Consider the following 22424-nt stretch of genomic DNA (forward strand, 5'->3'; position numbering starts at 1 on the left):
GTGGATAGAATTGAATGAAAGGTGAATAAATTATGACAAGAAAATGAATAATTTTCAGAAAAATAAAATAAATCATTTATTTTTTTCTGAAAATATAATATAGTTATGGCACAGAAAGTATTTTAACATAAGGAGGCTGTTTATGAGGATTAAAGGGAATTATGTGCCGAAAAGGGAAGTTTTATTTTGCTCAAGTTCAATTACGATAGGGGAAGCACTAGAACATTTAAATAAAACTGGTTATCGTTGTGTACCAGTTTTAGATGAAAAAAAAGAGAAATATTTAGGGAATATATATAAAGTAGATATTTTAGAATATAAAGGTTCTCTGGAAGAAAATGTATTACGATTATTAAACGATAAAGAAGGATATGTCAGAGAAGATTCTTCGTTCTTTAAAGTATTTTTTACAATAAAAAAATTACCTTATTTATCAGTAGTTGATGAAAAAGGAGTCTTTCTTGGGATTTTAACGCATAAAAAGGTTTTTGAGCTATTAGAAGATGCCTGGGGCGTTCATTCTAGTAAATATTCTGTCATGATTGGGACACAAGATTATAATGGGGCTATTCAAAAATTATCGACAGTATTAAAAAAATATACAGGTATCCAAAGTTTAATGACTTTTGATAACGATGCCTTATTAGTTCGTAGAATTATGTTTACATTAGGAGAAGAGTTTAACGATGGTGAATTAGAGACGTTATTGAAAGATTTAGAAGATCACGGATTTAGAGTGGTGTATGTGGAAGAGATGAAAAATCCACGTGAAGTTGAAACGATAGAATAATATGCAAAAGCCGTCTAATTATGTTGGATGGCTTTTGTTATGTTACGTGTATAAAATTATTTGAAAATAACGATAGGATAATAAGTGAGTCTGAAACAATATTTGTGCAAAAGAATAAAAAATGTAGATAATTTTGATTTTCAAAAAAGTCAATTTGAAAATATGTTTTTATTTTTCAACTAAATATGTTACTATATGTGTGATAAAAACAAAGAGGTCTGACAACTATACTCCACGCAATACCACTCTAATGATTTAAAAATTCAAAAAAATCAAAAATTAATAATTAGAGTAAAAATAAGGGGACTGGAGAAATTATGGAGAAAGACACTGCTTTGTAAGGGGCATATTTTATCAGCTTGAACAGAGAGGAGGATGCATAGCATATTGTGAAAATAGAGATAAACAATGAAAAAGTGCTATGCAAATGAAAAGCATGAAGGGACGTTTAAGGCCAGGTGATACGGTAGCAATTGGATTAATGTTATTTGCACTATTTTTAGGAGCAGGAAATTTAATTTTCCCACCAGTTTTAGGGCAACAAGCTGGAGAGAATGTTTGGGTTGCTACAATTGGATTCCTCGTAACGGGAGTCGGATTACCCCTATTAGCTGTAACAGCTGTCGCGTTTGTAGAGGGGGACTTGAAAGCGCTATCTTCTAGAGTTCACCCTATATTTGCGTTTGTTTTCCCATTGATTAGTTATTTAGCGATTGGACCTTTTTTCGCGATTCCGCGTACGGGAGCCGTTTCATTTGAAATGGGTATGAAGCCATTTTTATCAGAGGCATTAGTTTCCGAATGGTACATGCTATTTCTTTTCACTATAATTTTCTTCGGAATAACTTGGTATTTATCTTTAAATCCATCAAAATTAGTGGATTGGTTCGGGAAATTTCTTACACCATTGTTAGTATTAATTGTTGCTGTAATTGTCGGAAAGGCAATTGTTGATCCGATTGGAGAACCAGCTGCACCGCTAGAGGCATACAAGGAAAATGCTTTCTTTGGTGGATTTATTCAAGGATATTTAACGATGGATGCAATTAGTGCGCTTGTATTTGGAATTGTAGTTGTACAAGTTATCCGCTCTAAAGGAATAAAAGAGAGTAATCAAATTGCAAAAATAACAGTAGTATCAGGTATTATCGCTGTACTTGGTTTAACGTTAATCTATTTATCACTTGCTTATCTTGGTTCAACAAGTACATCACTTGGGGTATCAGAGAATGGTGGACTTATTTTAACGAATGTTGTAAATGAGTTATATGGAACAAGTGGTAAAATTTTATTAGGACTTGTTATTGTACTTGCTTGTTTAACAACTTCTGTTGGATTAACATCAGCTTGTGCTGGCTTCTTTACAAACTTATTCCCAAAACTTTCGCATAAAACGATTGTAACAATGGTATGTGTATTTAGTTTAATTGTATCTAACCTAGGTTTAACGCAATTAATCGCAGTTACTTTACCAGTATTAATGATCATTTATCCAGTTGCAATCGTATTAATTGTACTTTCTTACTTCCATAAATGGATTGGGAAGCGTAATACCATTTATATTGGAGCTATTTTAGGTGCGTTGTTAATTAGTTTCTTTAACGGTTTAGAAAGTGCGAAGATTAAAATTGACGCGATTTCTAACGTACTACAAATGTTACCATTATATAAAGAAGGAATAGGATGGTTAATCCCATCATGTATTGGCGGGATCCTCGGTTTCTTCTTCTATAAATCAAATGAATCAAGTGAACTACAAAAGAAAGGTGCTTAGGCGCCTTTCTTTTTTTAAAGGGGATTTTTTTGTTTTGTCTAAGTAATAAATGAAAGGAGTGATAAAATGGCTAATTTTGAAGATTTTTTAACTTTGGATTTACGGATTGGGACTGTAACACATGCAGAGGAATTTAAAGAAGCGAGAGTTCCAGCGATTAAACTAGAAATTGATTTTGGAGAGCTTGGAATGAAGCAGTCAAGTGCTCAAATTACGAAGAGATATAACCCAGAAGATTTAATCGGTCAGCAAATCGTTGCTGTTGTAAATTTCCCGCCAAAACGTGTAGCTGGATTTAAATCAGAAGTGCTTGTTTTAGGAGGAGTACCTGAAGCGGGTGATGTTGTATTACTGCAGCCTAATATGGAATTACCAAATGGAACAAAAATTAGTTAATGTAAAGGCGGGGGAACATGGATATTGGATGCGAATACGTACAGTGTGCCATTTCGAATTTTGAAGCAACAAAGAAACAAGGGGAACGGGTGCTTTCACAATTATCATATGAACAGATTGAATGGTCTTCTCATGAAGCAACAAATAGCATAGCAATTATAATTAAGCATCTGCACGGTAATATGCGTTCTAGATGGACGGATTTTTTAACATCTGACGGTGAAAAAATAGATCGTAACCGAGATGCTGAATTTGAAGGTGGTTATTCTTCTAAGAAAGAGGTACTCGCAGCATGGAATGAAGGTTGGGAATATGTTTTTAAAACGATGAATGCGCTAACGCCAGAACATTTATTGCAGACGGTATATATTCGCGGTGAAGCACATACTGTCATGCAAGCAATTGAAAGACAAATTTCTCATTATGCTTTGCATATTGGACAAATGATTTACATCGGTAAAATGTTAAAAGAAAATGAGTGGGAATGTTTAAGTATTCCTAGAGGAAAGTCTAACTTTCATTTAGAGAAAAAGCGTTCAACATAATAATAGGAAAGAAACCGATATAAAATTGGAAGTAAGAAAACAAGCCAAATGATAGATGGCTCTGCAGTCATAAGAATGCTACCAACAATCAGCCCATATATAATAAGAAAGAAATTAATAAGTGTATTCACAGGGATAAATCGTGAGATAAAAACTTGCTGTCGTTTAAAACAATCACTATGAAATACATAAAAGCGGAAGTACCATGTGGTAGTAATAAGATCTTTCTTTCGCGTAATTCTTTTTTTGCATGTATGACAGATGAACGGTGGTTGCATTTCATTACGCTCCATTTTCTATATTTGTAATAATGTAGGACAAAAGTAGGTACAAAGTGTATATCCCTATATACGCTCCTGATATAAGAAAAAATGGATTTAGTAAAATCCCATGAATACTTGTCATAAAAACTAAGTCTTGTATTAAAACATCATATATATGAATAGAAATGATTGTACCGAGTACATAAAGTGCTAGATATGCTGAAATATGTAACGCAACACGGATGGTAGGATGCTTAGCAAGCCAATAAAAAATAAATGATAGTACAACGGGTAGTGTTCCTATTAGTAGTTTCAATTCATTTCACCTCATTAACAATATAGCCTGAATTTAGACGGTCTATTCTCTAGAGCTTGTACATAACTTGAAATAGAGAGGTGATAGTATGAATCGAGGCTTTTTTTATGTGAAATTCACGAGTGTACGTAAGTTAGTATTATTTATTATTGCTACAGTACTAGCGACTTTTTTTCTTATTAGTATGATGGTAACCTCTATGAAAGAGACGAAGTCAACGTATTTATATAATTGGTTAAATGAGTTATCAATGAATGGTTACATGTACGTTCTTGGGAAAGAGAATCATTATTTTACACAGGAATATCGAAATTTAAATCAAGATTTTTCAATATCTTCGTTTCTCTTTTCTATGGCTACGAATATTCGTTTTAACGATGTACGCAGTTTTGTCGGCAAAGAGCTACCTGGTTTCGGTAAGTACGATACAGAAATTGTTATTGCGGGGGAAGGAACAAATTATTCTAACTTGCCTATAGAGTCGAGCGTTCCACTTGAAGAAGTAGTAAAAGAACGGACTGGAGAAGGTGGACAGGCTCAAAAGCCGGATACGAATAAAGAGAAAAAGCAACCAGCTCAAACGACAGGAAAACGACAAGTTGCATTTATTTATCATTCGCATAGCTGGGAATCTTATTTGCCATTATTGAATTTAACAAATGATCCAAATCCGAATAAAGCCACAAGTTCCGTAACGAATATTTCAATAGTCGGCGACCGATTTCGTGAACAATTAGCAAATGAAGGAATCGGAGCAACTAACGACAAGACTGATGTTGGTCAAAAGTTGATTAGTAAAGGGTTAAATAGTAATAGTTCTTATAAAATCTCACGGGAAATTGTACAAGAAGCAATGGCCGGCAATAAAGAATTACAATACTTCTTTGATTTACATCGTGATAGTGCTCGGAAAAATGTCACGACAAAAATAATCGGTGATAAATCATATGCGAAGCTTGCGTTTGTAGTAGGGAAAGGTAACAAAAACTATGAAAAAAACTTGCAATTAGCAACGGCTTTACATGAGACGATTAGTAAAAAATATCCAGGCGTTAGTCGTGGTGTCATTCAAAAAGGATTTCAAACAGGAAATGGTGTCTACAATCAAGATTTGTCAGGACAAGCGATATTAATTGAAGTTGGTGGCGTAGATAATACAGAGGAAGAACTAAATCGATCGATTGATGCGCTAGCTAAAGCGTTTGGTGAATATTTCTGGCAAGCAGAAAAAGTGAATGGATAAAGTGAAACAGAAATGAATGCGAGAGTCTGAAAAAACGTGAGTGTAATGCTTGCGTTTTTTTGTAATTAATGATGCGTCACAGAATAGACATAATTTGTCGATGTTATAGTAATATCGAAATTTGTCAAATTATACTGGGAGATTTACAAAGGGATTTTCGGGAAAGTAGAGAAAATCTTTTTACAAGGAAAGCTTTTTATTATGAAATTGGTAGGGTGATTGAAGTGATTAGGGAAATCAAAGTAGAAGATGCAGCATCATTTTTGCAATTAAGTAAGCAATTAGATGAAGAAACAAAATTTATGTTGTATGAACCAGGAGAAAGGAAATTCACAGCCGAGCAACAAGAGCAAATGATTCAGCGCTTTGTAGAAAATAAATATGCAACAATATTGGTAGCAGTTGAAGAAGAGAGAATAGTAGGGTTTATTTTAGTGAATGGAAATCATATTCAAAGAAAGAGACATGTAGCAAGTATTGTAATTGGGATTTTGCAAGAGTATAGTGGGCAAGGTATTGGGACTAGATTGTTTAAAGAGGTCGAGAAGTGGGCAAGATTACATGATGTATGGCGTTTAGAATTAACGGTAATGGCCCACAATACAAGAGCTCAGGCACTATATAAAAAAGCTGGATTTGAGAAGGAAGGTGTCAAAAGAGCTGCTCTTATTATCGATGGAGAGAACATCGATGAGTATGAAATGGCCAAATTATTAAAATAAGAGGTCGTTATATGAAAAAAAGATGGATACTACTTGGTATCGTAGCGGCGATACTCATTGTTGGAGTAGCGGGAATCAATTATAAAATGTATAAGGATAAGCAAGCGCGCGAGGTGAATGTAAATAACATATTTCCGAAAGCGAAAGAAACGATTGCGAATATGGATGGAGATATTGCGGTAATTAGTAATCCGAATTCAATGCTTGTGCTTGTGAATAAAAGTAGGCGTTTACCAGATGGGTATAGACCGCCAGATTTAGTTATTCCGAAAGTGCGCTACTCTAGTGAAGGTGATCAAGAAAAGAAAAAAATGAGAAAAGAGGCGGCCGGTGCGCTTGAGGAAATGTTTCAGCAAGCGGATAAGGAGCGTGTTTTCTTATTTGCAGTCTCTGGATTTAGATCTTTTGATCGGCAAAAAGCGTTAAATACAATGTATAAAAAACAAGATGGAGAAGCAAAAACAGCGATGTCGAGTGCAGTTCCTGGAACGAGTGAACATCAAACTGGACTAGCTATGGATATCACATCACAATCTGCTAGGTTTCAGTTAGAGACAATTTTTGGTGAAACGAAAGAAGGGCAGTGGCTTTCTGAAAATGCCCATAAATTTGGTTTTGTCATTCGATATACAAAAGAGAAAGAATCGATTACGGGCTATCGATTTGAACCATGGCACGTGAGGTATGTGGGAAATCCACAAGCTACATATTTATATGAAAATCAACTGACACTTGAAGAAGTAGCGCAGTGAACAATTGAGGGGAGAGAAGGATTATGACGGTGTTATATAAGAAAAAAGTACACGCATATGTGACAAGAGAAAAAGAAGGAGTTATGCAACTGCTTGTTTTTAAACATCGTGATATACCTGAAGCTGGTATACAAGTGCCAGGGGGAACAGTTGACGAAGGGGAAACGCTAGAAGCAGCGATTTTACGTGAAGTACAAGAAGAGTCTGGGTTACGTCATTTATGCATAGAACGATTCCTAGCTGATTACATCATACATGTGAAAGAAAAAAAGGAATATCAAAAACGTCATTTCTTCCACGTAACATTACTAACAGATGTAAAAGATAGTTGGGAACATATTGTCAGTGCCGGTGAGGAAGATGAAGGCTTAGTATTTTGCTACGAATGGATTGATATTGCAAAATGCCCTGAATTAGCGGGGAAACAAGGTGAGTTTTTACATTTGTTAGATGAGGTATATGTAAAATAATAAAAGAGTCTGAAGCGGAAGTTAATTCGTTTCAGACTTTTTTTATTTTTCAGGAAATAAAAGGTTTTTACATCGGTAAGTTGAATTCTTATAGAGGGATTGTAGTTGTATATGTGAGGAGCGGAGAAAATGAAAAAGTAATAGAGACATGCTATCAATAAAGGTTTATAGAAGGAGAATGAAAATGGAGATTCAGTTCAATACACTACTACAAAAAGAATTAACAATTCATGATATACAAAGAGCGATGGAAGATGGAAAGTTAACTTCAAAAGAACTAGTTATGTATTACCTTCATAGAATCGCAAAGTATGATCAAGATGGACCGGAAATTAATTCTATTTTAGAAATCAATCCAGATGCCATCTTTATTGCTGAAGCGTTAGATTATGAAAGAAAGATTAAAGGTATAAGAGGTCCATTACATGGTATACCGGTTTTACTTAAGGATAATATTGAAACGAATGACTCTATGCATACAAGTGCAGGTACGATTGCGTTAGAAGAAAATATAAGTAGTGAAGATGCATTTCTCGTTACGAAGCTGCGAGAAGCAGGAGCAGTGATAATAGGGAAAACAAATATGACAGAATTAGCAAATGCAATGTCATTTGAAATGTGGGCTGGATATAGTGCGAGAGGTGGGCAAACAATAAACCCTTACGGTACGGGTGAGGATGATATGTTTGTTGGTGGCTCAAGTACAGGATCTGCCATAGCAGTTGCTGCTAACTTTACAGTAGTATCAGTTGGAACAGAAACAGATGGTTCTATTTTGAGTCCAGCTGTTCAAAACTCTGTAGTCGGTATTAAACCGACTGTCGGTTTAATTAGTCGTAGAGGTATTATTCCGTTCACATATTCGCAAGATACAGCCGGCCCATTTGCTAGAACAGTAACAGATGCCGCTATTTTACTAGGGGGGTTAACTGGGATAGATGAGAGAGATGTAGCTACTCGTAAAAGTGAAGGGATAGCAGAACATGATTATACAAAGTATCTGGATGTTAACGGTTTAAATGGAACAAAGATTGGTGTATATAACAACGCACAAAAAGATTATTATGAATCTGGTGAGTATGATGAGAAATTGTTTAAGGAAACAATTGAAGTATTACGTAGTAAGGGTGCGACAGTAGTAGAGGATATTAATATTCCGTCTTTTCATAGAGAATGGAGCTGGGGTGTATCGCTCTATGAATTAAAGCATAGTTTAGATAACTATCTTTCGAAATTGCCTTCTACTATACCAGTACATTCTATTTCAGAGTTAATGGAGTTTAATGAAAACATAGCAGAAAGAGCTCTGAGATATGGACAAACTAAGTTAGAAAGAAGAAAAGATTTTCCTAATACGTTAAGAAATCCACAATATTTAAATGCAAGATTAGAAGATATATATTTTTCACAAGAACAAGGCATTGATTTTGCAATGGAAAAATATAATCTTGATGCAATTCTGTTCCCTTCTTATATAGGCTCCACTATATGTGCGAAAGCAGGTTATCCGTCTATAGCAATACCTGCGGGGTATATGGATAACGGGAGACCATTTGGAATTACGCTTGCAAGCACTGCTTTTTCTGAGGGGACTTTAATTAAACTCGCATACGCTTTTGAACAAGCGACAAAGCATCGGAAATCTCCTAACTTATCATAAATAAATAGGGCAGGAAATCCTGTCCTATTTATTTTGTTCATTAAAGTGACATGTTTTTTTGCTTTGTCTTATCATATTTTAATAGGTTAAATGATAAACAAGCAGAGCACAATATAAGGATTGAAGCGAGAATATAAATCGTACGAACACCGAACAAATCGGTAATAATACCAACACTCAGCATAGAAAGGCCAGAAGCTGTTGAGAGAAGAGCGCCGTGAGCTGTATACATCTTTGATAATAAAGATGGAGCGACGCTGGATTGTAAAACAGTTGTTTGAGAAATATCTCTAATTTGGTAACATGGGCCCATTAGAATGCATAGGAACAGCGCAATAAATCCGCTACTTGTTATACCATATAAAAATGTAAGAATACTAAACAGAAGTGAGCCTATCGCCATAGAGCGTATTAAATTGTTTTGAATGTATGTACTCATTTTCCACGCTAATAGACCGCCAATTAACGTCCCAACATAATAACTTGTATTAATAAATCCCCACCATTCTTCTCCTTTATGAAGGACAGTTGTTACATAAGCCATCGTAATAGCACCGATCCATATCGTCCCTGCAAAAGTTTCAATTAAGTCCATACATGTAACAGTACGGAGAGAAGGGTTTTGAAATAAGAGCTTCCAACCTTCCAATAAAGTATCACCTTTTGAAGAAGAAGGCTCTATTACTCGTTCAGTATGTATGGAACGTAATGAAAAGTGTAGTGCAACACATCCGAAAATCATCAAAATATTATTCATCATGAGTGTAGAAGAAGCACCGATAAGAAGCACAATAACACTTGTAAATGAATAAGCAGCGGCTTGCGCAATTTGTGTGGAAAAGGAAAAAATGCTATTTACTTTTACTAATTTTTCTTTCGGTGTAAGGCGCGGAAGAATACCGTATAGTAATGGAGCGCTCCAGCCACTACATAATGAAATGAAAAAAATGAAAATGAATAGTACTACAATGTTTGTGGAAAGGATCGGGAATAATATCATTAATAAAAATAATAGAGCAGTTTTTATCCACTGCAGTGTAAAAAGTAATGAATAAGATGGAAAACGATTCATTATAAGTGGTGCAGATGTATTTGCTATAAGATTAGTTATAACTTGTAATAATGGAAAAAGAGCAGTTAATGTAGCTGATTTCGTTGTGATATACATATGAGTTGTAATAATCATTACGTATACGATGTCAGCGAGAGTAATGCATATTTTCGATCCTAAATAGTAAGTCAATGAACGTTTTTGCAATAAGCACACAACCTTTCTGGGAAAATATGAAAGTAGTTATAATAATTATAATTTAAAAAATAAATTTTGAAAGAATTAAATTTTTTGTCACTTTTTGAAAGGGAAATTCATGTATAATAAAGAATATATTAATATAGTATTTTAATAATACTCATTATAACAGTGAATATGTACAATAGCTCGTAGTAAGCGCCCACGTATGAGAAAGGGCGGATAAACCATTCTTTTCTTCATATACATATAGAAAATGAGAAAGAAAGTGAGGGTTGCATATGGCTGCTTGGGTAATTTGGTTTATAATAGCTGGTATTTTATTTATTGCGGAAATGCTGTCGATTACATTTTACATGCTTTGGCTTGGAATTGGAGCTGTTGTCGGAGGTCTTATTGCTTTGTTTGTTCCTGAAGCACTACTGTTACAAGTTGTTGCTGGTGCGATTGTAAGTTTAACATTGACTTTCTTTACGAAAAGAATATCAAAAAACTTTCGGGAAGCAAAAGGTTTTACTGATACAGTAGATATGCTTGCAGGTAAAAAAGGGATTGTTATGCAAGCGATTACAAACGAGGCGAACGGCATTGTGAAAGTGGATGGAGATACTTGGACAGCTATTGCAGATGATCCAATTGATGCCGGAGAAAAAGTTATTGTTATAAAGAGGCATAGTACTATATTACAAGTAAAAAAGGAGAGTGAATAAATATGGTAGCATTAACGTTAACGATTATTTTCGCACTAATTGTTGTTACATTTATCGCATTAACAATCAAAATTATTCCACAGCAAAAAGTTGGAGTCGTTGAAAGATTTGGTAAGTTTCAGCGTGTTATGCAGCCGGGATTAAATTTATTAATTCCGATTGTGGATCGCGTTCGCGTATATCACGACTTGCGTATTCAACAAACGAATGTACCACCGCAGAAGGTAATTACGAAAGATAATGTACAAGTGGAAATTGATACAATTATTTTCTATCAAGTCGTTGAACCGGAACTTGCGACATATGGTATTTCGAACTATGAATACGGTGTACGTAACATTACTTCAGCAACGATGCGTCAAATCATTGGTAAAATGGAACTGGATGAAACGTTATCTGGTCGTGAAAAAATTTCAACAGAAATTCGCTTAGCACTTGATGAAGCTACAGAAAAATGGGGCGTTCGCATTGAACGTGTTGAAGTTGTCGATATTAATCCGCCGAAAGATGTGCAAGCATCAATGGAAAAACAAATGAAAGCAGAGCGTAATAAACGTGCGATCATTTTAGAAGCTGAAGCTGCAAAACAAGATAAAGTCCTTCGTGCTGAAGGGGAGAAGCAAAGTAAAATCTTAATGGCTGAAGGGGATAAAGAAGCACGTATTCGAGAAGCGGAAGGTATTAAAGAAGCAAAAGAATTAGAAGCGCAAGGGGAAGCAAGAGCGATTGAGGAAATTGCGAAAGCAGAACAAAATCGAATTGAATTACTTCGTGAAGCAAATTTAGATGAGCGTATACTTGCTTACAAATCATTTGAATCATTAGCTGAAGTTGCGAAAGGGCCAGCAAATAAAGTCTTTATTCCATCTAATGCAATTGAAACACTTGGTACTCTTGGGGCAATTGGTGAAATTTTTAAAGAAAAACAGGCGAAGAGATTACCTTCTTCAGATACACCAAAAGAATAATAGGAGTGAAAAGAGAAATGGGATGGCATTTCTCTTTTTATTTTTTATCATTGTTTTAATTTATAAATTAAATGAGTAAGGGACGGGAAACCGTTCCTTACTTATATTCGCTAAAAAATTTTTAAGATTTCATAATATGAAATCAAGGAGAATGTGTAAGAAATAAAATTGGTATAATGATTGAAAATTCAGTCATCTAATGGTGTTTCTAAACTTTTTAGTATATTATTATGGGAAATTGGAGGGAAAAGAATGGGCATTAGAACAGGGGAACAGTATATTGAAGGATTGAGAAAAAGAAATCCTGAAATTTGGATTGGCGGGAGAAAAGTAACGGATGTAGTAAATGAAGATGTTTTTCGTGAACCGATTTTACAAATTGCGAATTTATATGATATGCAGCACCATCCAGAATATCAAGATAAAATTACTCATATATGCGAAGAGACAGGGGAAAGAGTATCAAATGCATTTTTAGTTCCTAAAAATTATGAGGACTTAAAGGCACGCCGTGAATTATTTGAAGTATGGGCAAAAGCTACTTATGGTTTAATGGGTAGAACGCCTGATTTTTTAAATGTAACGGTTACTTCAATGGCAAGTAATTCGTGGTTTTTTGAGAAGTTTAATCCAGAATGGGGAGCGAATATAAAAAATTATTATAAACATATAAGGGATAATGATTTGTTTTTAACACACGCAATTATTAATCCGCAAAATGATCGGAGTAAGGCCTCCCATCAACAAGAAGATGAAACAATGCATTTAGGGGTAGTAAGTGAAACAGCGGAAGGGATGTATGTGAGTGGTGCTAAAATGTTAGCGACACTGGCGCCGATTACGGATGAGGTAATAATATATTCCTATCCAAGCTTTAAAACAGGTGATGAACGTCATGCAATTTCTTTTGCAGTTCCAATTGATGCACCAGGTCTAAGAATTTTATGTCGTGAGCCAATGCAAGATGGGAAACGTTCTTTATTTGATCATCCACTTGCATCAAGGTTTGAGGAAATGGACGCATTACTAGTATTTCATAATGTGTTTATCCCGTGGGATAAAGTATTTATTTATCAAAGTGTGGAAGCTGGGAATCAATTGTATCCTAAAACCGGAATTGGTCATCAACCAGCCCATCAATCTGGAGTAAGAGGGTTAGTAAAACTATCTTTTGCAGCTGAAGTAGCTATGAAAGTAGCAGATTCGATTGGCGTAGATGGGTTTTTAAATGTACAAAACCAGTTAGCAGAGCTTATGCAAGATGTCGAAACGATACGCGCTCTCCTGCAAGTAGCTGAATATGAGTATGAAACGAATTCATATGGAGAAGTTATTCCTGCGAGGTTGCCGCTTGATACGATCCGCAGTTTATTACCTAAAATGTATCCGCGGGCTATTGAGATTATTCAAACTATAGGTGCTGGTGGATTATTAATGTCACCGACAGGTGCTGATTTTATGAATCCCGAGATTCATGATGATATGCAAAAGTATTATATCGGGCGTGAAGGCGTATCCTCTGAGGAACGAGTTCGCTTGTTTAAATTAGCGTGGGATTTATGCGGTGAAGCTTTTGGGCAACGATTATTACAATATGAGCGTTATTATTCTGGAGATCCGGTGCGTAAAATGGGAATGTTTTATAATGCGTACAAAAAACAACAAACTTTTTCACTTGTGAACAATGCGTTGCAATCGAGTTCATCTGAAGGGGCCTTAAGTTAAATAAAAATGTTTGCGCTTACATTTTTATTTGGAAGAGGAAGGAGCAATAGATGATAAAAAGAATTTTACTGTTAGGATGTAATTCTTCTTATAATTTTAACAATATCTAGAACTTGAGAACTGTAACTGGAATAGGGGAGGTATATGATTTGATCGCTTCTATCAGTAAAATTTGCAAAATTCTAAATTGTTTCACGAGTGATGAGCCTGTGCTAGGTAATTCGGAAATAGCGGAAAAGCTAAAGATGAATGCAAGTACGGTTCACCATCTTGTTCGTACGTTGTGTGCAGAAGGAATGCTCATACAAGATGAGCAAAGAAAATATAGATTAGGTTGGAAGTTGTTAGAGTGGGGAAATCAAGTCATGTTTCAGCAAGAGATTTATAGTGGAGCAATTCCGCTTGTTGAAGAGCTAGTAAGAAATTTTAGCGGTACTGTGCATATCGGTATGTTTGATCGTGGTGATGTTGTATTTATATTGAAAGTTTCATCGAAGGAGTCCGTTCAAATTTCAACACATGTTGGATCAAGAGAACCTGCATATTGTACGAGCACAGGGAAAGTGCTGCTTTCATTTCATTCATCACCTTTAGAATATACTTCAGAAAAAGGGCTTTTACGACGAGCACCCAATACCATTACATGTGTCAAACAATTCCAAACAGAGTTACAGAAAATTCGTAAGCAAGGTTATTCAATTAGTGATAACGAAAATGAGCATGGACTATATGGAATTGCAGCTCCTATTCGATCTTATACTGGGAGAACTATTGCGGCGCTTAATATTGTTGGACCTATATCGTATATGCAGGGAAGTAATCGTGAAATCATAATTCAAAGTGTGATGAATACAGCAAATTTGATTTCCAAGGAATTTGGTTATTTGGAAATTTAATTTTAGAAGAAAAGAGATGAGTATCATTTATATACATGAGCAGTGTATACCTGAATTAACGAAATCTATTGTTTCAATTGGAGCATTTGATGGTGTGCATAAAGGTCATCAAGCTGTAATTAAAAATGCAGTTGAGAAGGCAAAGGTATTAAGGATAACAAATGTTGTGTATACATTTGATCCACCACCACGCTCATACTTTCAAGGGGCGAAAGTATTAACACCCATTGATGAGAAGGTGAAACGTATTCAAAGTCTTGGTGTTGAACATGTGATTGTAATTCGGTTTGATCGGTCTTATATAACAAAAAGTGCGAGTTGTTTTATTCAAGATATAAAAAGACTAAGCCCTGTAGAAATTTTTGTTGGCCAAGATTTTAAGTTTGGAAAAAATCGGGAGGGCAATATAGATTTGCTAAGAGAGCACTTCAATATTTCTATAGTGAAAGATATTTGCTGTGATGAAGGTGAGCGAATATCTTCAACGAGAATTAGAGATTATGTCTATCATGGGGATTTGCAAAAGTCTAGTTCTTTACTCGGTTGGTCTTTTAAAACGATATAAATAAAAAGGAATTATAAGGAGGAAATAGTATGTCTAAAACATTGCAATCTTTTAATTTACTAAAATGGATTGATGAGAATAAGGAGTTATTGAAACCACCAGTAAATAACAAAGTTATTTGGCAAGATTCAGAGTTTATCGCCATGATATTAGGTGGTCCAAATAGAAGACGTGATTTCCACGTAGATCCTTCAGATGAATTTTTCTATCAAATTAAAGGTGAATGTTATGTGGAATGTATTACAGAAGAAGGGAAGCGGGAAGTCGTCACAGTAAAAGAAGGGGATGTATTTATGCTCCCAGCTATGGTACCGCATTCACCACATCGCGTTGCTAACACATATGGGCTCGTAATTGAAAGAAAACGTAGCCAAGGAGAACTTGAGGATTTCGTTTGGTTCTGTGATGAGTGTAATCATGAAATGCATCGTGTACGCGTCCAATTAAGTGATATTGAAAAACAAGTAAAAGAAGCAATTCATAGTTTTAATTCAAATAAAGAAATTCGAGCGTGTAAAAACTGCGGTCATATTATGCCAGAGGAAGTGGAGGAATGGAAGTGCGAATAGATTTTCATACACATATTATTCCTGAAACTTTTCCAGATTTTGAAGAGAAGTTTGGTGGCGGTCGTTGGCCGATATTAAATCGGACTTGTACATGTGGTGCAAGTATTATGGTTGGAGGTAAAAATTTTCGAGACGTGACAGACCAAGTATGGTGTCCTAAGAAAAGAATTGAAGATATGGATCGTGAAGGTGTTGATATTCAAGTTCTATCACCAATCCCTGTTACATTTTCGTATTGGGCAAAACCAGAGGAAGCCGAAAGTATGGCACGTATTCAAAATGATTTTATTGCAGAAACAGTTTTAGCATATCCAGATCGTTTTGTAGGGTTAGGAACGGTTCCGATGCAAGATGGAGAAACTGCGATTCGTGAAATGGAGCGTTGTATAACGGAATTACATTTACACGGTATTGAAATTGGCACAAACGTAAATGGTAAAAATTTAGATGACCCATCGTTTATTGAATTTTTTCGAATGGCTGAAAAATGGCAAGTTCCGATTTTTATTCATCCATGGGAAACATTAGGGCGTGATAGAATGCCACATCATAATTTTATGTATACAGTTGGGATGCCGAGTGAAACGGCACTTGCGGCAGCTACATTAGTATGGAGTGGAATAATGGAGAAGTTTCCACTGCTAAAGGTTTGTTTTGCGCATGGCGGCGGCTCTTTCCCATATATTTTGCCAAGGTTAGATCAAGGCTGGAAAGTATGGCCGCATTTACGATTGACTACGCATCCTCCTAGTTATTATGCAAAGAAATTTTATTTTGATTCTTTAAATTATGATCCTATTAATTTGAAATATATGATTGAAAGATTTGGACATGAAAAAATTTTCATGGGTTCAGATTATCCGTTTTTATTGCGAGAAGTTGATCCGGGTAAAGTGATTGATGAAACAGCCAGTTTATCAGAGGAACAAAAAGCAGCAATGCTTGGGGGAAATGCTGCGGAATTTTTAAATATTGATATAAAAAAACGAGGTGTAGCATATGCAGAGAGTACAAACACCTGAGGATAAACTAAGTGAGTTGGGAATTACACTACCAGCTATTCGCCCGGCAGTTGGAAATTATGTTAGTTGTGTAAGAGTAGGTAACTTATTATTTACTGCTGGACAAGGTGTAGATGAGTATCACGGGAAATTAGGAAAAGATATTTCAATTGATGAAGGGTATAAAGCGGCAAGGCAATCGATGTTGAATTTGTTAAGTGTTGTGAGAAATGAACTAGGTGATTTAAATAAGGTAAAACGAATTGTAAAAATACTTGGTTTTGTAAATAGTACGGAAGACTTTATTAATCAGCCAAAAGTAATGAACGGTGCATCGGATGTATTAGTAGATATATTTGGAGAAAAGGGGAAACATGCTCGTTCAGCAGTCGGTATGGCTCAGTTACCTAATAATACAACAATTGAAATTGAGATGGTTTTAGAAATTGAGGAGTAGGAGGTAAAGAAGGTGAACAAAGAATTATTAGCGGACAAACTGAAAGTGAAAGATGCGAAATTGTTTATTGATGGACAGTATGTGGATTCTGTATGTGGTGAAACGTTTGATACGTTCAATCCAGCAACGAATAGAAAGCTTGCATCTATTGCAAAGGCAAATGAAGAGGACACCAAAAGAGCAATTGATGTGGCAGAACGCACATTTAAAAGCGGCATTTGGAGTAAAATGCCTGTGGAAGAGCGATCAAATATTTTATGCAAAATGTCGGATTTGATTATGGAAAGAGTGGATGAGCTAGCTTATATAGAAACTCTGGATGTGGGAAAGCCAATTAAAGAAAGTAAAGGATTCGATATACCACGTTCGGCTCATAATTTTCGCTTCTTTGCTGAAATGGCTAAATATATGGTGCACGAGCACTATGACAAACATAATTTTATGTCATATGCAAAGTATGCTCCTGCGGGAGTGACAAGTTTAATCATTCCTTGGAATTTGCCATTTATGCAAATGACATGGAAAGCATCAGCGGCACTTGCTTCTGGTAATACTGTTGTTGTCAAACCGGCCTCTTATACTCCATTAAGTGCAATTATGCTTGGTGAAATTGCAAATGATGCAGGACTACCACCAGGTGTACTTAATATTATTACAGGTCCGGGAAATACTGTTGGGACAAAAATGACAACACATCCAGCTGTTAGAAGAATTTCATTTGTTGGAGAAAGTAATACAGGCAAGACAATTATGCGTAATGCATCAGAGAACTTAATACCTGTTTCATTAGAACTAGGAGGTAAATCAGCGAATATCGTATTTGAAGATGCGGATTTAGATGAAGCAGTACAAGGCTCAATTGAAGCTATTTATCGGAATCAAGGAGAAATTTGTTTAGCTGGTTCAAGATTACTAGTGCAAGAAAGTGTATATGAACAGTTTTTAGAGAAATTTGTAGAGGCTGTAAAAAGAATAAAAGTTGGAGATCCTCTTTCTGAAGAGACAGATATGGGAGCGCTTGTATCAAAATCTCATTTAGAAACAGTTAATCGTTATGTAGAAATAGGAACTTCAGAAGGGGCAAAATTAGCCTATGGTGGAAAAAGAGTAGAGAGTCTAGTAGAAGGAAACTTTTATGAACCTACTATTCTATATGATGTTGATAACAGTATGCGTGTAGCGCAGGAAGAGATATTTGGTCCAGTTCTAGTTGTTATTCCATTTAAAACGGAGGAGGATGCAATTCGCATTGCGAATGATTCCATTTATGGACTAGCTGGAGTTGTTTGGACAAATAATCTTAGACGAGCACAACGAGTGGTTTCACAAATTGATTCAGGCTTACTATGGATTAATTGCTGGTATGTCCGAGATTTACGTACGCCATTTGGAGGTTCGAAGGCAAGTGGAATTGGTAGAGAAGGTGGGCGTCATAGTTTCGAATTTTATACGGAAGCTAAAACGGTAACGATGAAATTATAAGGATAATATTTTAACTTAATTACAAAGAGCCCTCATTTAATGTTTATGAAAATAAGTCGATGGGTGGGGGCTAGTTACAATGTAGTGGATTGGACATATATATAAATTTTTAAAAATGAGGTGAGAGCAATTGTTAATTAAAGAATTAGCTAATGAACTATTAAAGGCTGAAGATTCACGTGTAGGAATACCTCCTTTTACTGAGAGATATGCTAATTTATCTATTGAGGATGCATATAATATTCAACTTGAAGTAGTAGAAAGAAAGTTGGAGAAAGGGCGTTATGTAATCGGAAAGAAAGTTGGACTTACGAGTGTTGCGATGCAGCAGATGCTTGGGGTAAATGAACCAGATTATGGACATTTGTTAGATGACATGAAAATAGAAAATGGAAGTACAATCGCAATAAGTTCTTTTGTATCTCCGAAAATAGAAGCAGAAATAGGATTTGTTTTAGAGAAAGATTTAAAAGGGCCTAATATTACATATATTGATGTACTGATGGCAACGAAGTATGTTGTACCTACACTTGAAATAATTGATAGTCGTATTTCCGATTGGAAAATAAAATTGGTCGATACAGTAGCGGATAATGGCTCGTCAGCAAAAGTTGTAATTGGGAACAGATTTTCTAGCATCGATAAAGTAGATTTACGTACAACTGGAATGACACTTTATAAAAATAATAGTTTAATTGCCACGGGGGCTGGTGCTGCTGCATTAGGGCATCCTGCACAAGCTATTGCTTGGCTAGTTAATAAACTACATGAATTTAATATTGAATTAAAAGCAGGAGAGTTAATTTTACCAGGGGCGTTATCTGGCGCAGTCTCAGTGAATAGTAAAGATAGCATTCAAGCTGACTTCGGTTCACTAGGCTCGGTTTCAGTTACATTCATATAGGTTAAAATGTTGAGAAAAGGGGGGATAGATGTGAAGAAAGTAAAGGCGGCTATAATTGGATCAGGTAATATTGGTACGGATTTAATGTATAAATTAAAAAATAGTAAAGTTATAGAGCTAAATGCCATGATTGGAATAGATTCCGAATCGGATGGTTTAAAGAGAGCGAAAGAAGCTGGATATGAGGTTTTTGATAATGGAATACAAGCAATTATTGATAATCCGAGTTTAGCTGATATTGTATTTGATGCAACTTCAGCTAAAGCACATAGTTATCATGCGAAAACGTTAGAAGAGCTTGAAAAAATAGTAATTGACTTAACACCGGCTGCATATGGGCCATTTGTTTGTCCTGCTATTCGAAATAATAATTTTTTAGATAAGAAAAACGTTAATATGATTACGTGCGGGGGACAAGCAACAATCCCGATTGTTCATGCTATTAATGAGGTGGCGAATGTTACATATGCAGAAATCGTTGCTACAATTTCCAGTTTAAGTGCAGGTCCAGGTACAAGAGCAAATATTGATGAATTTACAATTACGACAAAGCGTGGAATTGAAGAAGTTGGTGGGGCTGATAAGGGGAAGGCGATAATTATATTAAACCCTGCAGAGCCACCTATATTAATGAGAGATACGATTTATTGTGAAGTTAAGGATATGGATGAGGTTTCTATCTATGAAGCAATTCATAAAATGGTAGAACGGGTTAGGACGTATGTTCCTGCTTACTCTTTGAAACAAGAACCAATGTTTGATGGGAATCGTGTAACTGTATTTTTAGAAGTTGAAGGAGCTGGAGATTATTTTCCTCCTTATGCCGGTAATTTAGATATTATGACAGCTGCAGCATTAAAAGTAGGTGAAGAATTTGCAACGCAAATCATTTCAGAGAAGAAAAGAGGTGTAATGAATGAGGCGAAATAGTGAAAGACCAGTGAGAATAACGGAAGTTTGTTTACGTGATGGAAGTCATGTAATGAAACATCAATTTACAGAAGAGCAAGTTCGATCTGTAACAAGGGCATTAGATGAGGCAGGTATGCATTATATCGAAGTGAGCCATGGAGATGGTTTAGGTGGCTCTACTTTACAATATGGGAAGTCATTAGTTAATGAAATGAAGCTCATTGAAGCTGCGGTAGATGAGTGTAAGCAAGCTCAAATAGTTGTCTTGTTAATTCCTGGTATTGGAACGATTCATGAATTAAAGCAAGCTGCAAATATTGGTGCGAAACTAGTTCGTGTAGCAACACATGTAACAGAAGCGGATGTTTCCGCTCAGCATATTCAATTTGCGCGTGAGTTAGGTATGGAAGTGTGCGGTTTTTTAATGATGGCACATTCTGCATCGGTTGAAAAGTTAGTAGAACAAGCAAAGCTTATGGAAAGTTATGGTGCAGAAGCAGTTTATGTAACAGATTCTGCAGGAGCTTTATTGCCTCATGAAGTACGTGAACGTATCCGTGCTTTGCGTCAATCTTTAAATATTGAAATTGGTTTCCATGGTCATAATAATCTTTCGGTTGCAGTAGCAAATACAATTACTGCAATTGAAGAAGGAGCGACACGTATTGATGGAAGTGTACGATGTCTTGGCGCAGGAGCTGGAAATGCCCAAACAGAAGTATTGCTCGCTGTTTTGGATCGTATGGGATATAAGCTAGATATAGATTTATATAAGATGATGGATATCGCAGAGGAGATAGTTGCCCCTTTATTACCAGTACCACAAGAAATTCAAAAAAGTAGTCTAGTAATGGGATATGCAGGGGTATACTCTAGCTTTTTATTACATGCTGAAAGGGCGGCACAACGCTTTAAGGTAGACACACGTGATATTTTAATAGAACTGGGGAAAAGAAAAGTAGTTGGAGGACAAGAGGATATGATTTTAGATGTAGCTGCAGAATTAGCAAAGATAAAAATGGAGGTGTAACATATGGCTTTAGTGAAAGGGGCAGATTTAGAAATTATTGACTATTTACTTCAAGCTGAAAAGGAAAGAAAAGAAGTAGTAAAAGTAACGGATAAGCATCCTGATTTAACAGTAGAGGATGCTTATAAACTGCAAAAACGTTTAATTGAACAAAAAATGAGCGAAGGTTCTAAAAGAGTTGGTGTGAAACTTGGATTAACGAGTAAGGCAAAACAACAAATGATGGGGATTGATGAAGCGATTTACGGATATTTGTTGCACGATATGCTTGTATTCGAATGGGAGCCATTGCAATATGAAACGTTGATTCATCCGAAAGTAGAGCCAGAGATTGCTTTTTTAATAGGTGAGGATTTACAGGGAACGAATGTGACAGCTGATGATGTATTAAAGGCAACAAAATATGTTGCGCCAGCTTTAGAGGTGATTGATAGTAGATATTTGAATTTTAAATTTACATTACCTGATGTAATAGCAGATAATTGTTCCTCTTCAAAATTTTTGTTAGGAAGCAAATGGATTGATGTTAAGAATATAGATTTAGCAAATGTAGGAATGGTTATGTCAAAGAACGGTAAGATTGCTACGACTGGGACAGGAGCAGCTGTGCTGGGACATCCAGCAGAGGCAATCGCTTGGGCGGTAAATAAACTTGGTTTACAAAATGAAGGATTAAAAAAAGGTGATATTGTATTAAGTGGAGCATTGTCTGAAGCGATTGCATTTAAATCTGGAGATTCTATCATTGCACAATTTGATGATTTGGGAAGTGTAGCGATGTTTTGTGAATAAATAGTAAAGCGAGAGATAAAAATGCCCATTATACAAATTCAAATAATAGAAGGTAGAAAGCAAGAGCAAATTCAAAATCTAATATTTGATGTTACAGAAGTAGTCGCGAAAAATTTGGATGTAGATGTTGGACGAGTCCGTGTTTTAGTGAATGAAATCCCAAGTTCGCATTGGGGAGTAGGAGGAAAGTCTAAAGAGTGTTTAAAAGAAATTTAGTTAGTAATAAAAGCAAT

Annotated in this window: 26 protein-coding genes; 23 read left to right on the forward strand and 3 right to left on the reverse strand. The window is 35.7% G+C overall.

Features of this window, described 5'->3' with window-relative positions:
- Positions 1 to 142 precede the first annotated feature (142 nt).
- From cbpA to ACTFRN_RS12710, 4 genes are all read left to right on the forward strand, one after another.
- The gene (gene cbpA, locus ACTFRN_RS12695) at positions 143 to 790 is read left to right on the forward strand and encodes a cyclic di-AMP binding protein CbpA (RefSeq protein ID WP_049113683.1); all 648 of its coding nucleotides are present in this window, start codon (positions 143 to 145) and stop codon (positions 788 to 790) included.
- Between the two features lie 436 nt (positions 791 to 1226).
- Positions 1227 to 2564 carry a branched-chain amino acid transport system II carrier protein BrnQ4 gene (brnQ4, locus tag ACTFRN_RS12700; protein WP_073569329.1) on the forward strand — a complete coding sequence of 446 codons (1338 nt, stop codon included), beginning with the start codon at positions 1227 to 1229 and terminating at the stop codon, positions 2562 to 2564.
- A gap of 66 nt (positions 2565 to 2630) precedes the next feature.
- Entirely contained in the window at positions 2631 to 2960 is a 330-nt protein-coding gene (gene csaA, locus ACTFRN_RS12705) for a chaperone CsaA (RefSeq protein WP_001263033.1), read from the forward strand.
- Between the two features lie 17 nt (positions 2961 to 2977).
- Positions 2978 to 3505 (forward strand): DUF1572 domain-containing protein, encoded by a 528-nt coding sequence (locus tag ACTFRN_RS12710; protein WP_014893806.1) that lies wholly within the window; start codon positions 2978 to 2980, stop codon positions 3503 to 3505.
- On the opposite strand, the gene ACTFRN_RS12715 is transcribed toward ACTFRN_RS12710, so the two are convergent.
- Positions 3478 to 3783, reverse strand: a complete 306-nt coding sequence (locus tag ACTFRN_RS12715; RefSeq protein ID WP_033677760.1) for a hypothetical protein — start codon at positions 3781 to 3783, stop codon at positions 3478 to 3480. The genes ACTFRN_RS12710 and ACTFRN_RS12715 overlap by 28 nt on opposite strands.
- A gap of 4 nt (positions 3784 to 3787) precedes the next feature.
- Positions 3788 to 4084 carry a hypothetical protein gene (locus ACTFRN_RS12720; RefSeq protein WP_000770751.1) on the reverse strand — a complete coding sequence of 99 codons (297 nt, stop codon included), beginning with the start codon at positions 4082 to 4084 and terminating at the stop codon, positions 3788 to 3790.
- Positions 4085 to 4172: 88 nt separating this feature from the next.
- On the opposite strand from ACTFRN_RS12720, the gene spoIIP reads away from it, so the two are divergent.
- The 5 genes from spoIIP to ACTFRN_RS12745 all read left to right on the forward strand — a co-directional run bounded on the left by spoIIP (position 4173) and on the right by ACTFRN_RS12745 (position 8931).
- Positions 4173 to 5327, forward strand: coding sequence for a stage II sporulation protein SpoIIP (spoIIP, locus tag ACTFRN_RS12725; RefSeq protein ID WP_001079295.1), 1155 nt, complete (start codon positions 4173 to 4175; stop codon positions 5325 to 5327).
- 224 nt (positions 5328 to 5551) lie between these two features.
- On the forward strand, positions 5552 to 6049 hold the full coding sequence (locus ACTFRN_RS12730) for a GNAT family N-acetyltransferase (protein ID WP_000617584.1): 498 nt from the start codon (positions 5552 to 5554) through the stop codon (positions 6047 to 6049).
- Between the two features lie 11 nt (positions 6050 to 6060).
- Positions 6061 to 6801 (forward strand): M15 family metallopeptidase, encoded by a 741-nt coding sequence (locus ACTFRN_RS12735; protein WP_000747658.1) that lies wholly within the window; start codon positions 6061 to 6063, stop codon positions 6799 to 6801.
- A gap of 23 nt (positions 6802 to 6824) precedes the next feature.
- Positions 6825 to 7271 carry an NUDIX hydrolase gene (locus ACTFRN_RS12740; protein ID WP_000217585.1) on the forward strand — a complete coding sequence of 149 codons (447 nt, stop codon included), beginning with the start codon at positions 6825 to 6827 and terminating at the stop codon, positions 7269 to 7271.
- 184 nt (positions 7272 to 7455) lie between these two features.
- Positions 7456 to 8931: an amidase family protein gene (locus ACTFRN_RS12745; RefSeq protein ID WP_074567841.1), complete on the forward strand. Its 1476-nt coding sequence runs from the start codon at positions 7456 to 7458 to the stop codon at positions 8929 to 8931.
- A gap of 40 nt (positions 8932 to 8971) precedes the next feature.
- Here the strand turns inward: ACTFRN_RS12745 and ACTFRN_RS12750 are convergent, their stop codons facing one another.
- Positions 8972 to 10198, reverse strand: coding sequence for an MFS transporter (locus ACTFRN_RS12750; protein WP_074567842.1), 1227 nt, complete (start codon positions 10196 to 10198; stop codon positions 8972 to 8974).
- 263 nt (positions 10199 to 10461) lie between these two features.
- On the opposite strand from ACTFRN_RS12750, the gene ACTFRN_RS12755 reads away from it, so the two are divergent.
- From ACTFRN_RS12755 to ACTFRN_RS12820, 14 genes are all read left to right on the forward strand, one after another.
- A complete protein-coding gene (locus ACTFRN_RS12755) occupies positions 10462 to 10890 on the forward strand; it encodes an NfeD family protein (RefSeq protein ID WP_000741991.1) in 429 nt (142 codons plus the stop codon).
- 2 nt (positions 10891 to 10892) lie between these two features.
- Positions 10893 to 11858, forward strand: a complete 966-nt coding sequence (locus ACTFRN_RS12760) for an SPFH domain-containing protein (protein ID WP_014893804.1) — start codon at positions 10893 to 10895, stop codon at positions 11856 to 11858.
- Positions 11859 to 12110: 252 nt separating this feature from the next.
- Positions 12111 to 13583, forward strand: a complete 1473-nt coding sequence (locus ACTFRN_RS12765; protein ID WP_074567843.1) for a 4-hydroxyphenylacetate 3-hydroxylase family protein — start codon at positions 12111 to 12113, stop codon at positions 13581 to 13583.
- A 149-nt stretch (positions 13584 to 13732) separates the two neighbouring features.
- On the forward strand, positions 13733 to 14479 hold the full coding sequence (locus ACTFRN_RS12770; protein ID WP_000561972.1) for an IclR family transcriptional regulator: 747 nt from the start codon (positions 13733 to 13735) through the stop codon (positions 14477 to 14479).
- A 16-nt stretch (positions 14480 to 14495) separates the two neighbouring features.
- Positions 14496 to 15044 carry an FAD synthetase family protein gene (locus tag ACTFRN_RS12775; RefSeq protein ID WP_000022933.1) on the forward strand — a complete coding sequence of 183 codons (549 nt, stop codon included), beginning with the start codon at positions 14496 to 14498 and terminating at the stop codon, positions 15042 to 15044.
- Positions 15045 to 15073: 29 nt separating this feature from the next.
- The gene (gene nbaC, locus ACTFRN_RS12780; protein ID WP_000047733.1) at positions 15074 to 15613 is read left to right on the forward strand and encodes a 3-hydroxyanthranilate 3,4-dioxygenase; all 540 of its coding nucleotides are present in this window, start codon (positions 15074 to 15076) and stop codon (positions 15611 to 15613) included.
- Positions 15598 to 16635 (forward strand): amidohydrolase family protein, encoded by a 1038-nt coding sequence (locus tag ACTFRN_RS12785; protein ID WP_000453802.1) that lies wholly within the window; start codon positions 15598 to 15600, stop codon positions 16633 to 16635. Before nbaC ends, ACTFRN_RS12785 begins: the two co-directional genes overlap by 16 nt.
- A complete protein-coding gene (locus tag ACTFRN_RS12790; protein ID WP_001190048.1) occupies positions 16613 to 17071 on the forward strand; it encodes a RidA family protein in 459 nt (152 codons plus the stop codon). The genes ACTFRN_RS12785 and ACTFRN_RS12790 overlap by 23 nt, the downstream gene beginning before the upstream one ends.
- 12 nt (positions 17072 to 17083) lie before the next feature.
- Entirely contained in the window at positions 17084 to 18553 is a 1470-nt protein-coding gene (locus tag ACTFRN_RS12795; protein WP_074567844.1) for an aldehyde dehydrogenase, read from the forward strand.
- A gap of 130 nt (positions 18554 to 18683) precedes the next feature.
- Positions 18684 to 19457: a 2-keto-4-pentenoate hydratase gene (locus tag ACTFRN_RS12800; protein WP_000905639.1), complete on the forward strand. Its 774-nt coding sequence runs from the start codon at positions 18684 to 18686 to the stop codon at positions 19455 to 19457.
- Between the two features lie 30 nt (positions 19458 to 19487).
- Complete coding sequence (locus ACTFRN_RS12805) at positions 19488 to 20387, forward strand: acetaldehyde dehydrogenase (acetylating) (protein WP_074567845.1); 900 nt, start codon at positions 19488 to 19490, stop codon at positions 20385 to 20387.
- Positions 20374 to 21399 (forward strand): 4-hydroxy-2-oxovalerate aldolase, encoded by a 1026-nt coding sequence (gene dmpG / locus ACTFRN_RS12810; RefSeq protein ID WP_001254090.1) that lies wholly within the window; start codon positions 20374 to 20376, stop codon positions 21397 to 21399. Before ACTFRN_RS12805 ends, dmpG begins: the two co-directional genes overlap by 14 nt.
- A gap of 3 nt (positions 21400 to 21402) precedes the next feature.
- Entirely contained in the window at positions 21403 to 22191 is a 789-nt protein-coding gene (locus ACTFRN_RS12815) for a 2-keto-4-pentenoate hydratase (protein ID WP_001229806.1), read from the forward strand.
- 15 nt (positions 22192 to 22206) lie between these two features.
- Positions 22207 to 22407 carry a 4-oxalocrotonate tautomerase gene (locus tag ACTFRN_RS12820; RefSeq protein WP_254916606.1) on the forward strand — a complete coding sequence of 67 codons (201 nt, stop codon included), beginning with the start codon at positions 22207 to 22209 and terminating at the stop codon, positions 22405 to 22407.
- Positions 22408 to 22424 lie beyond the last annotated feature (17 nt).

This window comes from Bacillus cereus group sp. MYBK245-2, from assembly GCF_051916145.1.
In the GTDB taxonomy this organism is placed as follows: Bacteria; Bacillota; Bacilli; order Bacillales; family Bacillaceae_G; genus Bacillus_A; species Bacillus_A pacificus.